This window comes from Streptomyces sp. L500 (assembly GCF_054551825.1).
Genome location: NZ_JBTOLC010000023.1, coordinates 1 through 13,860 on the forward strand (window position 1 = coordinate 1; position 13,860 = coordinate 13,860).

Consider the following 13,860-nt stretch of genomic DNA (forward strand, 5'->3'; position numbering starts at 1 on the left):
GACAAGGCCGCCGACGCCCACATCGCCGAGGCCGTCGAGCAGGCCGACCGCGTCGTCTCCGAGGCGAACGCGGAGGCCGACCGGCTGCGCGCCGACGCCGACGCGGCGCTGGAGAACGCCCGTGCCGAGGCGACCCGGACCACCGACGAGGCCCGCCAGGACGCCAACACCCGCCGCGCGGAGGCGGCCGAGCAGGCCGACGCGCTGATCGCCGAGGCCACGGCGGAGGCCGAGCGGATGGCCGCCGAGGCCGCCGAGGCGCTGGCGGCCGCCCAGGAGAACGCCAACAGCACCCGTGCGGACTCCGCGCGGATCAAGGCGGACGCGGTCCAGGAGGCCGAGCGGCTGCGCGCCGAGGCGCGGGCCGAGGGCGAGCGGACGGTGGACCAGGCGCGGGACGCGGGCGCCAAGCGGCTCGCGGACGCCGCCGAGCAGGCGGACGCGCTGGTCGCCAAGGCCCAGGAGGAGGCCGTGCTGGCGGCCACCGCGGCCGAGGAGCAGGCCGACGCCATGGTCGGCGCGGCCCGCAAGGAGGCCGACCGGATCGTCCAGGAGGCCACCGCCGAGGGCAACACGCTGGTGGAGCAGGCCCGTACGGACGCCAACACGATGCTCGCCGAGGCCCGTGGCGACGCCACGGCCATAAGGGACCGTGCCGACGAGCTGCGCGGCCGGATCGAGAGCGAGGTCGAGAAGCTCCACGAGCGGGCGCGCCGGGAGGCCGCCGAGGCGATGCAGTCGGCGGGCGAGCGCTGCGACAAGCTCGTCGCGGCCGCGACCGAGCAGCTGGCGAACGCCGAGGAGAAGGCGGAGAAGCTGCTGTCGGACGCCCAGAGCGAGGCCAGCAAGGTGCGGATCACCGCCGTGAAGAAGGCGGACGCGCTGATCAAGGAGGCGGAGCAGAAGAAGACCGCCGCCGTACGCGACGCCGAGCGCCTGCGCACCGAGGCTCAGGAGGAGGCCGCGCGGCTTCTGGAGGAAGGAAAGCGGGAGTTGGAGGTGCTCGTCCGCCGACGCGAGGACATTCAGCAGGAGATTTCCCGTGTCCAGGACGTGTTGGAGGCGTTGGAATCATTTGAGTCCCCGGGGGCGGGCGGCTCCAAGGACGGTGGGGTGAAGGCGACGGCCGGTGCCGGAGCTACTCGATCGGGTGGCAAGCAGGACCGAAAGTAGCCACTCAATCGAGGGGTCATTTTCCGGATTCCCCAACTGTCTTAAACCATCTGCCGGATGACACGCCGCTCACGCCCCTAGGATTCCTCTATCACCTCACCGGTTCTCCAATGACAGGAACCCCATGAGCGACACTTCCTCCCCCTTCGGCTTCGAGTTGGTGCGGCGTGGATACGACCGCGGCCAGGTGGACGACCGCATTACGAAGCTCGTAGCGGACCGTGACAGCGCACTGGCCCGGATCACCTCTCTGGAAAAGCGCATCGAGGAGCTCCACCTCGAGACGCAGAACGCTCAGGCACAGATCAATGACGCGGAGCCGTCGTACGCGGGGCTCGGCGCGCGCGTCGAGAAGATCCTCCGGCTGGCCGAGGAAGAGGCCAAGGATCTGCGTGAGGAGGCCCGGCGCGCCGCCGAGCAGCACCGCGAGCTGGCCGAGTCGGCCGCCCAGCAGGTGCGCAACGACGCCGAGTCGTTCGCCGCGGACCGCAAGGCGAAGGCGGAGGACGAGGGCGCCCGGATCGTCGAGAAGGCGAAGGGCGACGCCGCCTCGCTGCGCGCCGAGGCGCAGAAGGACGCGCAGTCCAAGCGGGAGGAGGCCGACGCGCTCTTCGAGGAGACCCGCGCCAAGGCCGCCCAGGCCGCCGCCGACTTCGAGACCAACCTCGCCAAGCGCCGTGAGCAGTCCGAGCGCGACCTCGCCTCCCGCCAGGCCAAGGCGGAGAAGCGGCTGGCGGAGATCGAGCACCGCGCCGAGCAGCTGCGCCTGGAGGCGGAGAAGCTGCGCACGGACGCGGAGCGCCGGGCGCGCCAGACGGTGGAGACGGCCCAGCGCCAGGCCGAGGACATCGTGGCCGACGCCAACGCCAAGGCGGACCGTATCCGCAGCGAGTCCGAGCGGGAGCTGGCGGCGCTCACCAACCGCCGCGACAGCATCAACGCCCAGCTGACCAACGTCCGCGAGATGCTGGCCACGCTGACGGGCGCGGCGGTGGCCGCGGCCGGCGTCCCCGGCGACGACGAGCCGATCAGCCGGGGCGTGCCGGCGCAGCAGAGCCGCTGATCACGTACCGCTCCATCGCTTCGCCGCTCCACGCACGCCGTATGACGCACGCTGTCGGGGGACCCTGTGCTCAGCGCGCCCTGTGCCGCCCGCCGGTGGCACGGGGCGCGTCGTCCTGTGCGGCGCCACCGGTGGCGGGGCCCGCCGGGCGCCCTTACCGTGGCTGAATGATCGAGCTCGAGGGGCTGACCAAGCACTACGGCGACGTCCGTGCCGTCGACCACCTCACGTTCACGGTCCGGCCCGGCATCGTCACGGGCTTTCTGGGGCCCAACGGGGCGGGCAAGTCGACGACCATGCGGATGATGCTCGACCTGGACAATCCGTCGAGCGGGACGGTCCGCATCGACGGCCGGCACTACCGGGAACTGCGCGACCCGCTGCGGGTCGTGGGCGCCCTGCTGGACGCCAAGGCGATGCACGGCGGTCGCAGCGCCTACAACCATCTGCTGTGCCTGGCGCAGAGCAACGGCATCCCCAAGGCGCGGGTGCGGGAGGTCCTGGACACGGTCGGCCTCACCTCGGTGGCCAGGAAGCGGACCAAGGGGTTCTCGCTGGGCATGGGCCAGCGGCTGGGCATCGCGGCGGCGCTGCTGGGCGATCCGCGGATCCTGATGTTCGACGAGCCGGTCAACGGGCTGGACCCCGAGGGCATCCACTGGATCCGCAATCTGATGAAGAGCCTCGCCACCCAGGGCCGTACGGTCTTCGTCTCCTCCCACCTGATGAGCGAGATGGCGCTGACCGCCGATCACCTGGTCGTCATCGGCCAGGGCAAGCTGCTCGCCGACACGAGCATGACCGACTTCATCAAGGAGAACTCCCGCTCCTACGTCCGGATGCGCTCCCCCGAGCAGGAGCGGCTGCGGGAGATCCTGCGCGGCGCCGGGATCGACGTCACGCCCGGCGAGGAGGGCGCGCTGGAGGTCGAGGGCGAGGACGCGGCGCACCTGGGCGAGCTGGCGGCGCGGCACCGGATCACCCTCCACGAGCTGAGCCCGCGCTCGGCCTCGCTGGAGGAGGCGTTCATGCGGCTGACGGCCGGTTCGGTGGAGTACCACGCCCATGAGAACCACCGCCCGCCGGAATCCCCGGCGGAATCCGCGGCGGGGCCCGGTGGGGGCTGGGGAGCCGACTGGCGGAAGAAGGGATCCTGAATCGTGGCGGTGGTGACGCAGGCCCTCCGGTCGGAATGGACGAAGATCAGGTCCGTCCGGTCCACGGTGTGGACGCTCGGCCTCGCGATCGTGGTGACGGTCGCCCTCGGCGCGTTGATCAGCGCGCTCACCAAGAAGGACTTCGGCAATCTGTCGCCCAGAGACAAGATCGCTTTCGATCCGACGTTCATCAGCTTCGCCGGGATGGGCCTCGGTCAGCTCGCATTGATCGTTTTCGGGGTGCTCGTGGTGGCGAATGAATACAGCACGGGAATGATCCGTACCTCGCTCGCCGCCGTTCCCCAGCGCGCCACGTTTCTCTTCAGCAAGATCGCCGTCGCGGCGCTGCTCGCATTCGTGGTCGGCATGATCACGAGCTTTGTGGCGTTCTTCGTCGGCCAGGCGATGCTCGGCGACTACGGCGCCACGCTGGCCGATCCCGGAGTACCGCGCGCGGTGATCGGCGGCGGCCTCTATATGACGCTGATCGCCGTCTTCTCGATGGGCGTCGCGACGATGCTGCGCAGCCCGATGCTCTCGCTGGGCATCCTCATGCCGTTCTTCTTCCTGATCTCCGCGATCCTCGGCAATGTCTCGGCGACGAAGAAGGTCGGGCAGTACCTGCCGGACCAGGCCGGGCAGAAGGTGATGCAGGTGGTCACGGTGGGCAGCGACACGCCGTACGGGCCCTGGGGCGGCTTCGCGATCATGGTGCTGTGGGTGGTCGCGGCACTGATCGGCGGCTACGCGGTGCTGAGCCGGCGCGACGCGTAGTCCTCCGCCGGACGGGCACGTGGGGCTACGGCGGCGAGCCGGGCGCGGATTCCGCCGGTTTCGGGGGCGCACGGGACGGGGGAGCCTCTCCCCACCGCCGGACGTCCCTCGGCGACGGCCGGGAAAGGCAACCGCGAGGCCGCCCACCGAGGACGGGCCGGCGGACGCACGGGAACACGGAGGACATCGGCCTATGACGCGGTGGACCCTGCGGGCCCTCGGGCTGGACGTCGTCCCCTCGCTGCGCCCGCTGACCTACCCGGGCCGTCCGGCCACCGGGCCCGCCCTGCTCACCGGGCCGGAGCTGCTGCCGCTCACGCCCGGACCCGTGCCGCTGGGCGCCTGGCGCCCGTCCGGGGCGGACGGGCCGGACGGGCCGGAGGAGCCGTCGCTCGACCGTCTCCTGGCCGCCCTCGGCCGGGAGCCCGCCGACCGCCGCCACCCGGTGCTGGCCGTCGGCTCCAACGCCTCCCCCGCCCAGCTGGCCCACAAGTTCGCCGTCGGCGGCCTGTCCGCCGTGGTGCCGCTGGTGCCGGTGCGGGTGGGCGGCGTCGCCGTCGGCTGCTCGGGGCACATCGGGCGGCACGGCTATGTGGCCGCCGCGCCCTACGCCGCCCCCGGGGCCCGGACCACGCTGGTCGCCGGCTGGCTGGACGGCCACCAGCTGGCGGTCGTCGACGCCACGGAGTTCAACTACCGGCGGGTCCTGCTGCCCGGCGACCGCTTCCCCGTGACCCTGCCGTCCGGGGAACGGCTGCGGGGCGCTTATCTGTACGTCAGCAAATGGGGCGTCCTCACCGGCCCGCCCGGCGGCGGGCCACCCCGGCCCGGCGGCGGCGACCAGGGCACGCTGCTCGCCACACTGCTCGCCGGCTCGGCCCGGCTCCGCGCGCTGCTGGGGCCCGGCCCCCGCGACTGGGTCGAGCGCGCGGCGGCGGACCCGGAACGCGGGAAGGAGGGCACCCGGATCCTCGCCGAGGAGGGCTGGGTGGAGCGGACGGTGGGCCTCCCGGCGTACGACCCCGCGACACCGGGCGCCCTCATCTACGGCGACCTGCGCCCGCTGTAACGCCCGGCACACCGGGAACCGTCAACGTCTCGTCTATCCTCCTAACCTTTACGAGGGCTTTGCGCTTGTACAAAGTCGAACGAACCGAAGCACGCACGAACCGAAGCACGTCGAAGCGCCGAGGGGCGAAGAATGATCGAGGCAGTCGGCCTGACAAAGCGCTACGGCGCCAAGACGGCCGTGCACAACCTGACGTTCCAGGTGCGGCCGGGCGCCGTCACCGGGTTCCTCGGACCCAACGGCTCCGGCAAGTCGACGACGATGCGCATGATCCTCGGCCTGGACCGGCCGACCGCCGGGCACGTCACGATCGCCGGGCACCCCTTCCACGAGCTGCCGAACGCCCCGCGACAGGTCGGCGCCCTCCTCGACGCGAAGGCCGTGCACGGCGGCCGCAGCGCCCGCCACCACCTGCTGTCCCTCGCCCAGCTCGCGGGCATCCCGGCCCGCCGCGTGGACGAGGTCCTCGGCGTCGTCGGCCTCCAGGACGTGGCACGGAAGCGGTCCGGCGGCTTCTCCCTCGGCATGGGGCAGCGCCTGGGCATCGCCGCCGCGCTGCTCGGCGACCCGCAGGTGCTGCTCTTCGACGAGCCCGTGAACGGCCTCGACCCGGAGGGCATCCTCTGGGTCCGCAACCTCATGAAGCGGCTGGCGGCGGAGGGCCGCACGGTCTTCGTCTCCTCGCACCTGATGAGCGAGATGGCGCTGACGGCCGACCACCTGATCGTCATCGGGCGCGGGCAGCTCATGGCGGACATGAGCGTCAAGGACTTCATCGCCGCGAACTCCGCCGACTTCGCGCGCGTCCGCACGCCCGACGACGACCGGGAGGCCCACGACCGGCTGAAGGACGCGCTGGTCGCGGCGGGGGCGCAGGTCCTGCCGGAGCCGGACGGCGCCCTGCGCGTGACCGGTCTGCCGCTCCCCCGCGTCAGCGACGTCGCGCACGGCGCGGACGTCCGCCTCTGGGAGCTCTCCCCGCACCAGGCGTCCCTGGAGGAGGCATACATGCGGATGACGCAGGGCGCGGTCGACTACCGCTCGACGGCGGACCAGCGCTCGGGCTTCCAGGCGCCGCAGCCACAGGCGCAGCCGGGGCCGCCCGCGCAGCGGCTCCACGAGGGCTGGGCGGAACAGGCCTACCCGGTCCTCCCGGGCGAACGCCCGAACCGGTACGCGACGCCGCCCGCGGCGAGCGCACCAGCGACTCCCGGCACCGGGCAGCCCGAACCGGCCCCCGCCGACCTGATCAAGCGCGACAGCGAGGACGCCCGATGAGCACCCCCCAGTCCCAGCCCACGCCCGCGCCCGCGCATTCCCGGACGCAGCCGCCGAACCAGCCCGCACCCACCCAGGGCCTGCCCGTCCCCCAGCGCACCCCGCAGGAGCAGACGCCCTGGCCCGGCCAGGCGCCCCTCGGGGGCTACGTGTCGCCGATCCCGATCCGGAAGGCCACCCTCGCCGACGCCGTCGCCGCCGAGTGGACGAAGATCCGGTCGATCCGGTCGACGGTGTGGACGCTCGGGTCGATGGTGCTGCTCGTCGTGGGGATAGGGCTGCTCGCCGCCTTCGTCGTCAGCGCGACGGACTCCACGGGGGCCACGCAGACCGAGCGGATGCCCGTCCTCATCCTCGGCATCTACGGCACGATGCTCTCCCTCATCTGCGTCATCACGCTCGGCGTGCTCACCATGTCGTCCGAGTACGGCACGGGCCTGATCCGCACCACGCTGACCGCCTGCCCGGACCGGGCGCGGGTGCTCACGGCCAAGGCGATCGTGTTCTTCCTGCTCACGTTCGTGACCACCACGGTCGCGACGACGCTGGTGGCCGTGGCCACCGAGGGGATCGCCGGCCGTCTCGGCGCCGTGCCGACCGCCGGGCAGTGGCTGAAGGCCACGGTCGGGGTGAGCGTGTTCATGTCGCTGGTCGGTGTGCTCGCGCTCGCCGTCGGCGCGATGCTGCGCCACTCCGCCGGGGCGATCGCCGTGATGCTCGCCGTGGTGATGATGCCGCTGGTGCTGGCGATGTTCCTGGGGGTGTCGGACCTGACCGAGCTGCGGTCGTGGCTGCTGCTCTACTCGATCCCCAACCAGCTGGGCGTCTTCTACGACGTCTCGGCCGCCGGCGAGGGACCGAGCGGCTGGGACCCGCTGTGGATCATGACGCTGGTGACCGGGGCCGCCCTCGGCGGCGCCTACCTCTCGCTGGCCAGGCGGGACGCGTAGCCCTCAGTACCGCGGCGCGTTACGAGACCGCTGGAGCCGAGCGCTCCGGCGGTCTCTCGCGTTCCAGCACGCCTTGTGCCAGTGCCGCCGGTCGTCGACGCCGGCGCCGAAGCGCGGCCAGGCGACCAAATGCGGCACGCCGGGCGGGATCTCCTGGTCGCAGCCCGGGCAACGGTAGTGCTTGGCGGCCGCGCCGCCGCCGACGGCGCGGACCGCCCACTCCTCGCCCTGCCAGTTCTCCGTGCTCTCCAGCCCGTACCGCATGCCGCTCTCGTCGCGCGGGATCGGGCTCTGGCTGGCGGCGCCGCCTCGCGGGCGGTTTCGGCGCGGGGACACAGGGCACCTCGGCAGGTCGTGGGCTACGGGTCGTGACCAGCGTACGCGCCATGGTCACCGGCCCGCCCCGGAGTGCCCCCGGCTCTATGGCGCTTGTGCTCCGATCATCATGAAAACTTCACGCGCAGCCGTACCTTCGGCACGTGTCAGCCGTTATTGCCACCAGGGGGATACCGCGTCGGTCGCTAGGAGGTACAAGAGCGATGCGCGTAGGAACGTTTGTCCTCGCCGCCCAGTTCCCGGGCCAGGGGCACGGCGAGGCGCTGTACCGGGCGGTCCGCTCGGCCGAGGTCGCCGAGGAGGCGGGGCTGGACGCGGTCTGGCTGGCGGAACACCACTTCGTGCCGTACGGGGTGTGCCCGTCGGCGGTCACCCTGGCCGCCCTGCTGCTCGGCCGCACCCGCTCGATCAAGGTCGGCACGGCCGTGAGCGTGCTGCCCACCACCCACCCCGTGGCACTGGGCGAGCAGGCGGCGCTGCTCCACCTCACCTCGGGCGGCCGGTTCGTGCTGGGCGTCGGCCGGGGCGGCCCGTGGGTCGACCTGGAGGTGTTCAACTCAGGCCTGGGGGCGTACGAAGAGGGGTTCCCGGAATCGCTCGAATTGCTGATGCGGTGGCTGCGGGAGCCCCGGGTCGGCTCGACCGGGGAGCGGTTCTCCTTCCGTGAGGTCCCGGTCGTACCGCGCCCCGACGAACTCCTGGACACGGACGGGGACTCCACCGGCCCTGGGGTGATCGTCGCCTGCACCTCGCCCGCGAGCGTCCGGCTGGCGGCCGGGCACGGGCTGCCGATGCTGCTCGGGATGCACAGCACGGACGAGGAGAAGGCGGAGATGGTGACCCTGTGGCGCAAGTGCGCGCGGGAAGCGGGGCGTTCACCCGAGGAGATCGCGGCGGCCGCTCATGTGGCGGCGGGCGTCGTCCAGGTCGGGGACCGGCGGGAGGAGGCGGCGGAGACGCTGCTGAAGGCGATGCCGGGCTGGTTCCACCACGGGCTCTCCGCGCATGTGACGGTGGACGGGCGGCAGCGCCGGATGCGGGACCCGCTGGCGTACACGGAACTGCTCTGCGCACTGCATCCGGTGGGCCCGCCCCGGCTGTGCGCCGACCGGCTGTCGGCCACGGCCGAGCGCACGGGCATCCACCGCTTCGCGCTGCTGGCCGAGGGCTCCGGGGATCTCGCCGGCACCGAGGAGAACCTCCGCAGGCTGGGCTCGGACGTGCTGCCCCTGCTCGGCTGAGCCGCTCGCGGGGCCGCCCCGCCGGAGCTGCCGCTCCCCTTCGTTCGCACCTCCCCGCGCCCGGAGCGGCAGCACGGAACGCGTCAGCAGTCGCGGAGCTCCGGAGACTGGTTCAGCAGCTGGCCCCTGATCGAGGTGAAGCGGGCCAGGCGCTCGTCCGCCGCGGGGCCCACCGGGAAGACAGCCACCCGGTGGCAGTTCTGGAACGCCAGGCGCACCCCGAAGTGGCGCTGCAGCGCACCGCGGATCGCGTCACTCGCCAACGCGCGCAGCAGCTGGCCGCGCGCCTGCTCGTCCGGCGGGGGCGTACGGTTGTCGGCGAACTCGCCGCCTTCGGCCGAGAGCCGGTCCACCAGGGAGCTGATCATGTCCCATGCGTAGGGCAGGGAGGTCCGGACGCAGTCGACGAACGCTGCTTCGTCGACCTCGCCTCGCTCGGCCTGCTCCAGGAGGGCCGGTGAGACGTCGAGCGACATGGGTTCTCCTCTCGCGACCCCCCGCGCGGGGGATCTCAGGGATGGGCGAGCGGACGACGACGCCCCGTGCCCGTACGGCGACCGCCCGGTTCAACGGTAATCCGGCCACTGCGGCCCCACCAGGAGAACACCGACAACTGGCCGAAGCCGTAGGGCCCCTTCCAGGGCGAATCGCGTGAAGTGGCGGGAGTCGAGTAGCGTGGCTCACCATGCGTCTCGTCATCGCCCGTTGCTCCGTGGACTACGCGGGCCGGCTCACCGCCCATCTGCCCTCCGCCCCCCGTCTGATCCTGGTCAAGGCGGACGGGAGCGTCAGCATCCACGCGGACGACCGGGCCTACAAGCCCCTGAACTGGATGTCGCCGCCGTGCACGCTGAAGGAGGGCGACGACAATGTGTGGACGGTGATCAACAAGGCGGGCGAGAAGCTCATCATCACCATGGAGGAGATCCTCCACGACTCCTCGCACGAGCTGGGCGTCGACCCGGGCCTGATCAAGGACGGTGTCGAGGCACACCTCCAGGAGCTGCTGGCGGATCGTATCGAGACGCTCGGCGAGGGCTACACGCTGATCCGCCGCGAGTACCCGACGGCGATCGGTCCCGTGGACATCCTCTGCCGGGACGCCGACGGCAAGACGGTGGCCGTCGAGCTCAAGCGGCGCGGCGAGATCGACGGTGTGGAGCAGCTCACCCGCTATCTGGAGCTGCTCAACCGCGACCCGCACCTGGCGCCCGTGCGCGGCGTGTTCGCCGCCCAGGAGATCAAGCCCCAGGCACGGGTGCTGGCCACGGACCGCGGCATCGGCTGCGTCGTGCTGGACTACGACGCGCTGCGCGGCATCGAGGACGACAAGCTGCGGCTGTTCTGATCACAGCTGATCACGCTTACGAGCCTGCGTGCGGGACGGCGGACGGCCGGGGTGAAGACCCCGGCCGTCCGCCGTTCCGTTATGCCACCGGCGTCCCGTCCGCCGGTTTGCCCGTGGTCGGCTTGCCGCCCGGGGCGGGGCCGCTCGCCGAGTTGCTGCCGCCGGCGGGCGGTGTCTTGGTCTGGTCGCCACCGCCCTGCGACTTCGACGGGGACGGGTCGGCCGACGGCGTCTTCGTCTGGTCACCGCCGCCCTGCGACTTCGACGGCGTCGGATCGACCGGCGGCGTCTTCGTCTGATCGCCGCCGCCCGGGGACTTCGACGGGGTGGGCGAGGTGTTGCCGCCCGGGGACTTCGACGGCGTGCCGGGCGAGGCGCCGGTCTCCGAGCCCGAGGACGGTGTGGCGGAGCCGGACGGGCCGGGCGAGGCCGACTCGTCGCCCCAGTTGCCCTTTTTGTCCCCGTGTCCGCCACGCCGGGCGGGCACCTGCGGCGCCCCCGGCTCCCCGGCCGCCGGCTCGTCGGCGCTCAGCCCGCCGTCGCCGTCCTGCTGGGAGGCCGACTGGCCGGGCTTGACCGGGCCGGAGCGCGGGGCGTCGCCGCCGGAGGCGGCCCCGAGGGTGACGACGGTGCCGAGGACGGCGGCGAGCAGGGCGCCCGCGCCAGCCGCGAGGAGGTTGCGGCGGTTGCCGCCGGACATCAGCCTCTGCGCCCACGAGCCCTTGCCCGCGCCCGCCGGGCGCGGGGTGGCCGGCGCGGCCTGCCGCCCCGGCGCCCCGGGGGCGGGGGCGGCAGCGGCAGCGGCGGCGGTGGCACCGCCCGGGAGCCTGTTGATGATCGCCGTGGTGTCGTCGGTGACCTTGGTCTTGGCGGGCGGCGCGGCCGACTGCTCGCTGCGCGCGTCCGGGACCTCCTCACCGGCGGACGTGCGACCGCCCACGCCGGTGCGCGGCGGCGGCAGCGGCGGGACCGCGCCCACGGCGCGCGGCGGGGTGCTCCCGGGCAGCGCGCGGGCGCCCAGGGCCAGCCCGGAGCGGTCGGCGACGAGCGCGAGCGCCCGGCGGCCTGCGACCGTGCCGCGCTTGTCCGCGAGGACGCCGCGCAGCCCGATGGACGCCTCCAGCCCGGCCCGGGCCCGGTCGAGATTGCCGGTGCACAGGGCCAGTACGCCCAACTCGTGGTGGAAATACGCTTCTTCGCCGACCTCGCCCGCGATCCGCGCCGCCTCCTGGCCGTGGCGCAGGCAGCGCTCCCAGGCGCCCCAGCGCAGCGCCGCCGCGAACGCGGGCGCCGCCGTACGGGCCAGCAGCACGGCGGCGGCCCGGTGCCCGGAGTCCTCGTCGCCGGTCAGCGCGGCCAGGGCGGCGAGGATCGCGTCGGCCTCGACGGCGATCCGCTCGGGGGAGACGGACGGGTGCCCGGCCCACCAGGCGTAGTGCTGGGCGGCCGTGTGGGCCGTGGCGGCCGACTGCCGGGCCCACTCCTCGCCGTATCCGGCGATCAGCTGGTCGGCGACGCCGGTCGCCAGCCGGTAGTGCGCGGCGACGGGCGTGATGAGGCCGCAGGCCAGGAGCTCGCCGACGGCCGCGTCGGCGTGGGTGTCCCCCACGAGGGCGGGCAGGTGCGCCTGGTGGGGCACCTCGCCGCCGAGGGCGACCGCGAAGCGCAGGGTCTCCCGCGCGGCCTCGCCGAGCGCGGCGGCCAGCAGCGTGGCGGGGGCCGCGGCCTGGGCGAGGGTGGGCAGCGGGACGGTTCTTCTGCCCTCGTCCTCCCCGGCCGTCCCGTCCCCGGCGGCGGGCCGCTCGCCGAAGGCGTCGAACGCCTCGGAGCCGGCCGTACCGGCCGTCACGCCCAGCCGCAGCAGCGCACCGGCCTGGACGAACCGCAGGGGCAGCCCCTCGGACTCGAACCACAGGTCGGCGGCCCAGTCGGCCTCCTCGTCCGTCAGCGCCCGGTCCACGGCGCGCTCCAGCAGCTCCAGGCAGCCGGTGCGGCCGAGGCCGCCGAGGAAGACCTCCTCGACGTGCGAGTCGGCCGAGGGGGCGGGGACGTCGGGCGTCGCGGAGAACAGGAAGGCGCACTCGGGCGTGGCGTCGAGGAGTTCGTCGAGCGCGACGCCGCCGAACTCCAGGTCGTCCAGGATGACGACGGCGCCGATGCCCTGCACGGCGGCCATCAGCCCGGCCCGGTCGGGCCGGTGCAGCGGGGCGTGGTGGACGGCGGCGAACAGCTCGTGGAGCAGATCGCCGGCGGTGCGGCGGTAGCCGCTGAGCCGGACGACGCCGTCGGGCGCGAGGTCCGCGCAGTCCTCGGCGACGGCGTCGAGCAGGACGCTGCGCCCGGAGCCGGCGGGGCCGGTGAGCCGCACGGACCGGCCGCGCGACAGCAGCCGGCCCAGCCTCTCCCGCTCCTCCTCGCGGTGGAGCAGGGGCAGCTGGGGTCCGGCCCGGCGGGCGGGCGGCGGGGGCGCGGCGGCGCGGCGCAGTTCGGCGCGCTGCTCGGGGCCGTGCCGCTCGGGGCGGGCGGGGAGGGAGCCGGGCGGGCAGGGCTCTATCTCGCTGCCGTCGACCGGATTGACGGTCAGGAGATAGTCACCGGAGACGAGCTGGACGACGCGTACCGGGCCCTGGCCGCCGGGCGTGGTGTCCGCCCGTTCGGGTTCTCGGGGCGTGCGGCGCTTCCGCGGGCCGCCCGTGGAGGACTGCTCGTCGTCGTGGAATGCCTCGGATCCCCGGTTCGTCGGGTCCATGGTTCTGAAGCCCCCAAGATGCGTGGCGTGCCGTCGTGCTCTCCGGCCTGTCCGCACTCCTTCGACCTTCGGCCCGGTGCCCGCCGAAGCCGGCGGGAAACCGAACAGACCTCGCCACAGTATCTACGACGCGGATGGTGCCGCGTCGTCGTGGGACGTCACAGTCTCGTGAGGATCGGGGTACTCACGCCCCGGAGGGCTCGTCCGGCTCGCCCGGCGCCCCTGTCACCCGCCGCGCTGCGGGTGCTGACGGGTCACCGGCCGGGCCGCCGCGTGGGCGGCGCCGGCCGGGGCGGCCGCTTCCTCCTCGATGGCGAGGATGCGGTGGAGCCGGGTGGCGACCAGGACGCGCTGCATCCGGTCGGGCACGCCGCGCAGGACCAGCCGCCGGCCGGTGCGCCCGGCCCGGCGGTGGGCGCCCATGATGACGCCGAGCCCGGTCGCGTCCCAGGAGTCGAGCTCGGTGAGGTCCAGGACCAGGTCGCCGCGCCCGGCGTCGAGGGCGGAGTGCAGGACCGTACGGGCGTCCGCCGCGCTGCGGACGTCGAGGCGTCCCCCGACGACCAGTTCGGCGTGGTCGCCCCTGATGTGCATATGCGCTCCCCGAGTGGTGCGTGGTGTGGGTGGGTCCTGGTTCTAAAGAACTGACTGCCTCTCACACGACAAAGTTGCCGTCTGTAAGCGAACCGATACTTATTTCACCCCACAGGGTGAAGAGGGCT

At 73.4% G+C, this 13,860-nt stretch carries 12 protein-coding genes and 1 pseudogene; 9 read left to right on the forward strand and 4 right to left on the reverse strand.

Features of this window, described 5'->3' with window-relative positions; all coding sequences use genetic code 11:
• The 7 genes and pseudogenes from ACX9I7_RS20815 to ACX9I7_RS20845 form a co-directional block, all read left to right on the forward strand.
• Positions 1-1,173, forward strand: a pseudogene (locus ACX9I7_RS20815) (hypothetical protein); the annotation flags it as partial.
• Positions 1,174-1,297: 124 nt separating this feature from the next.
• The gene (locus ACX9I7_RS20820; protein ID WP_189451387.1) at positions 1,298-2,236 is read left to right on the forward strand and encodes a coiled-coil domain-containing protein; all 939 of its coding nucleotides are present in this window, start codon (positions 1,298-1,300) and stop codon (positions 2,234-2,236) included.
• Between the two features lie 167 nt (positions 2,237-2,403).
• Positions 2,404-3,393 (forward strand): ABC transporter ATP-binding protein, encoded by a 990-nt coding sequence (locus ACX9I7_RS20825; protein ID WP_387566149.1) that lies wholly within the window; start codon positions 2,404-2,406, stop codon positions 3,391-3,393.
• A 3-nt stretch (positions 3,394-3,396) separates the two neighbouring features.
• Positions 3,397-4,167 carry an ABC transporter permease gene (locus ACX9I7_RS20830; protein ID WP_358627124.1) on the forward strand — a complete coding sequence of 257 codons (771 nt, stop codon included), beginning with the start codon at positions 3,397-3,399 and terminating at the stop codon, positions 4,165-4,167.
• 193 nt (positions 4,168-4,360) lie between these two features.
• Positions 4,361-5,236, forward strand: coding sequence for a hypothetical protein (locus ACX9I7_RS20835; RefSeq protein ID WP_459388160.1), 876 nt, complete (start codon positions 4,361-4,363; stop codon positions 5,234-5,236).
• A gap of 132 nt (positions 5,237-5,368) precedes the next feature.
• Entirely contained in the window at positions 5,369-6,514 is a 1,146-nt protein-coding gene (locus tag ACX9I7_RS20840; protein WP_387566154.1) for an ABC transporter ATP-binding protein, read from the forward strand.
• Positions 6,511-7,464, forward strand: a complete 954-nt coding sequence (locus ACX9I7_RS20845; protein ID WP_459388161.1) for an ABC transporter permease — start codon at positions 6,511-6,513, stop codon at positions 7,462-7,464. Before ACX9I7_RS20840 ends, ACX9I7_RS20845 begins: the two co-directional genes overlap by 4 nt.
• Positions 7,465-7,467: 3 nt before the next feature.
• On the opposite strand, the gene ACX9I7_RS20850 is transcribed toward ACX9I7_RS20845, so the two are convergent.
• Positions 7,468-7,800, reverse strand: a complete 333-nt coding sequence (locus ACX9I7_RS20850) for an ATP/GTP-binding protein (protein WP_189451392.1) — start codon at positions 7,798-7,800, stop codon at positions 7,468-7,470.
• 203 nt (positions 7,801-8,003) lie between these two features.
• On the opposite strand from ACX9I7_RS20850, the gene ACX9I7_RS20855 reads away from it, so the two are divergent.
• Positions 8,004-9,041, forward strand: a complete 1,038-nt coding sequence (locus ACX9I7_RS20855; RefSeq protein WP_387566163.1) for an LLM class flavin-dependent oxidoreductase — start codon at positions 8,004-8,006, stop codon at positions 9,039-9,041.
• Positions 9,042-9,124: 83 nt separating this feature from the next.
• On the opposite strand, the gene ACX9I7_RS20860 is transcribed toward ACX9I7_RS20855, so the two are convergent.
• Complete coding sequence (locus tag ACX9I7_RS20860; protein WP_387566166.1) at positions 9,125-9,517, reverse strand: SCO5389 family protein; 393 nt, start codon at positions 9,515-9,517, stop codon at positions 9,125-9,127.
• A 209-nt stretch (positions 9,518-9,726) separates the two neighbouring features.
• Here ACX9I7_RS20860 and nucS point away from each other — a divergent pair, with 209 nt between their 5' ends.
• Positions 9,727-10,389, forward strand: coding sequence for an endonuclease NucS (nucS, locus tag ACX9I7_RS20865; protein ID WP_358627105.1), 663 nt, complete (start codon positions 9,727-9,729; stop codon positions 10,387-10,389).
• Positions 10,390-10,468: 79 nt separating this feature from the next.
• On the opposite strand, the gene ACX9I7_RS20870 is transcribed toward nucS, so the two are convergent.
• Both ACX9I7_RS20870 and ACX9I7_RS20875 read right to left on the reverse strand, forming a co-directional pair.
• On the reverse strand, positions 10,469-13,138 hold the full coding sequence (locus ACX9I7_RS20870) for an ATP-binding protein (protein WP_459388162.1): 2,670 nt from the start codon (positions 13,136-13,138) through the stop codon (positions 10,469-10,471).
• A 225-nt stretch (positions 13,139-13,363) separates the two neighbouring features.
• Positions 13,364-13,732 carry an STAS domain-containing protein gene (locus tag ACX9I7_RS20875; RefSeq protein WP_387566172.1) on the reverse strand — a complete coding sequence of 123 codons (369 nt, stop codon included), beginning with the start codon at positions 13,730-13,732 and terminating at the stop codon, positions 13,364-13,366.
• Positions 13,733-13,860 lie beyond the last annotated feature (128 nt).

Excerpts from the sequence above, each read along its gene's own strand:
- ACX9I7_RS20835 (WP_459388160.1), top strand. The coding sequence starts at position 4,361 with ATGACGCGGTGGACCCTGCGGGCCCTCGGGCTGGACGTCGTCCCCTCG.
- ACX9I7_RS20860 (WP_387566166.1), bottom strand. The coding sequence starts at position 9,517 with ATGTCGCTCGACGTCTCACCGGCCCTCCTGGAGCAGGCCGAGCGAGGC.
- nucS (WP_358627105.1), top strand. The coding sequence starts at position 9,727 with ATGCGTCTCGTCATCGCCCGTTGCTCCGTGGACTACGCGGGCCGGCTC.
- ACX9I7_RS20855 (WP_387566163.1), top strand. The coding sequence starts at position 8,004 with ATGCGCGTAGGAACGTTTGTCCTCGCCGCCCAGTTCCCGGGCCAGGGG.
- ACX9I7_RS20820 (WP_189451387.1), top strand. The coding sequence starts at position 1,298 with ATGAGCGACACTTCCTCCCCCTTCGGCTTCGAGTTGGTGCGGCGTGGA.
- ACX9I7_RS20870 (WP_459388162.1), bottom strand. The coding sequence starts at position 13,138 with ATGGACCCGACGAACCGGGGATCCGAGGCATTCCACGACGACGAGCAG.
- ACX9I7_RS20840 (WP_387566154.1), top strand. The coding sequence starts at position 5,369 with ATGATCGAGGCAGTCGGCCTGACAAAGCGCTACGGCGCCAAGACGGCC.
- ACX9I7_RS20875 (WP_387566172.1), bottom strand. The coding sequence starts at position 13,732 with ATGCACATCAGGGGCGACCACGCCGAACTGGTCGTCGGGGGACGCCTC.
- ACX9I7_RS20845 (WP_459388161.1), top strand. The coding sequence starts at position 6,511 with ATGAGCACCCCCCAGTCCCAGCCCACGCCCGCGCCCGCGCATTCCCGG.
- ACX9I7_RS20825 (WP_387566149.1), top strand. The coding sequence starts at position 2,404 with ATGATCGAGCTCGAGGGGCTGACCAAGCACTACGGCGACGTCCGTGCC.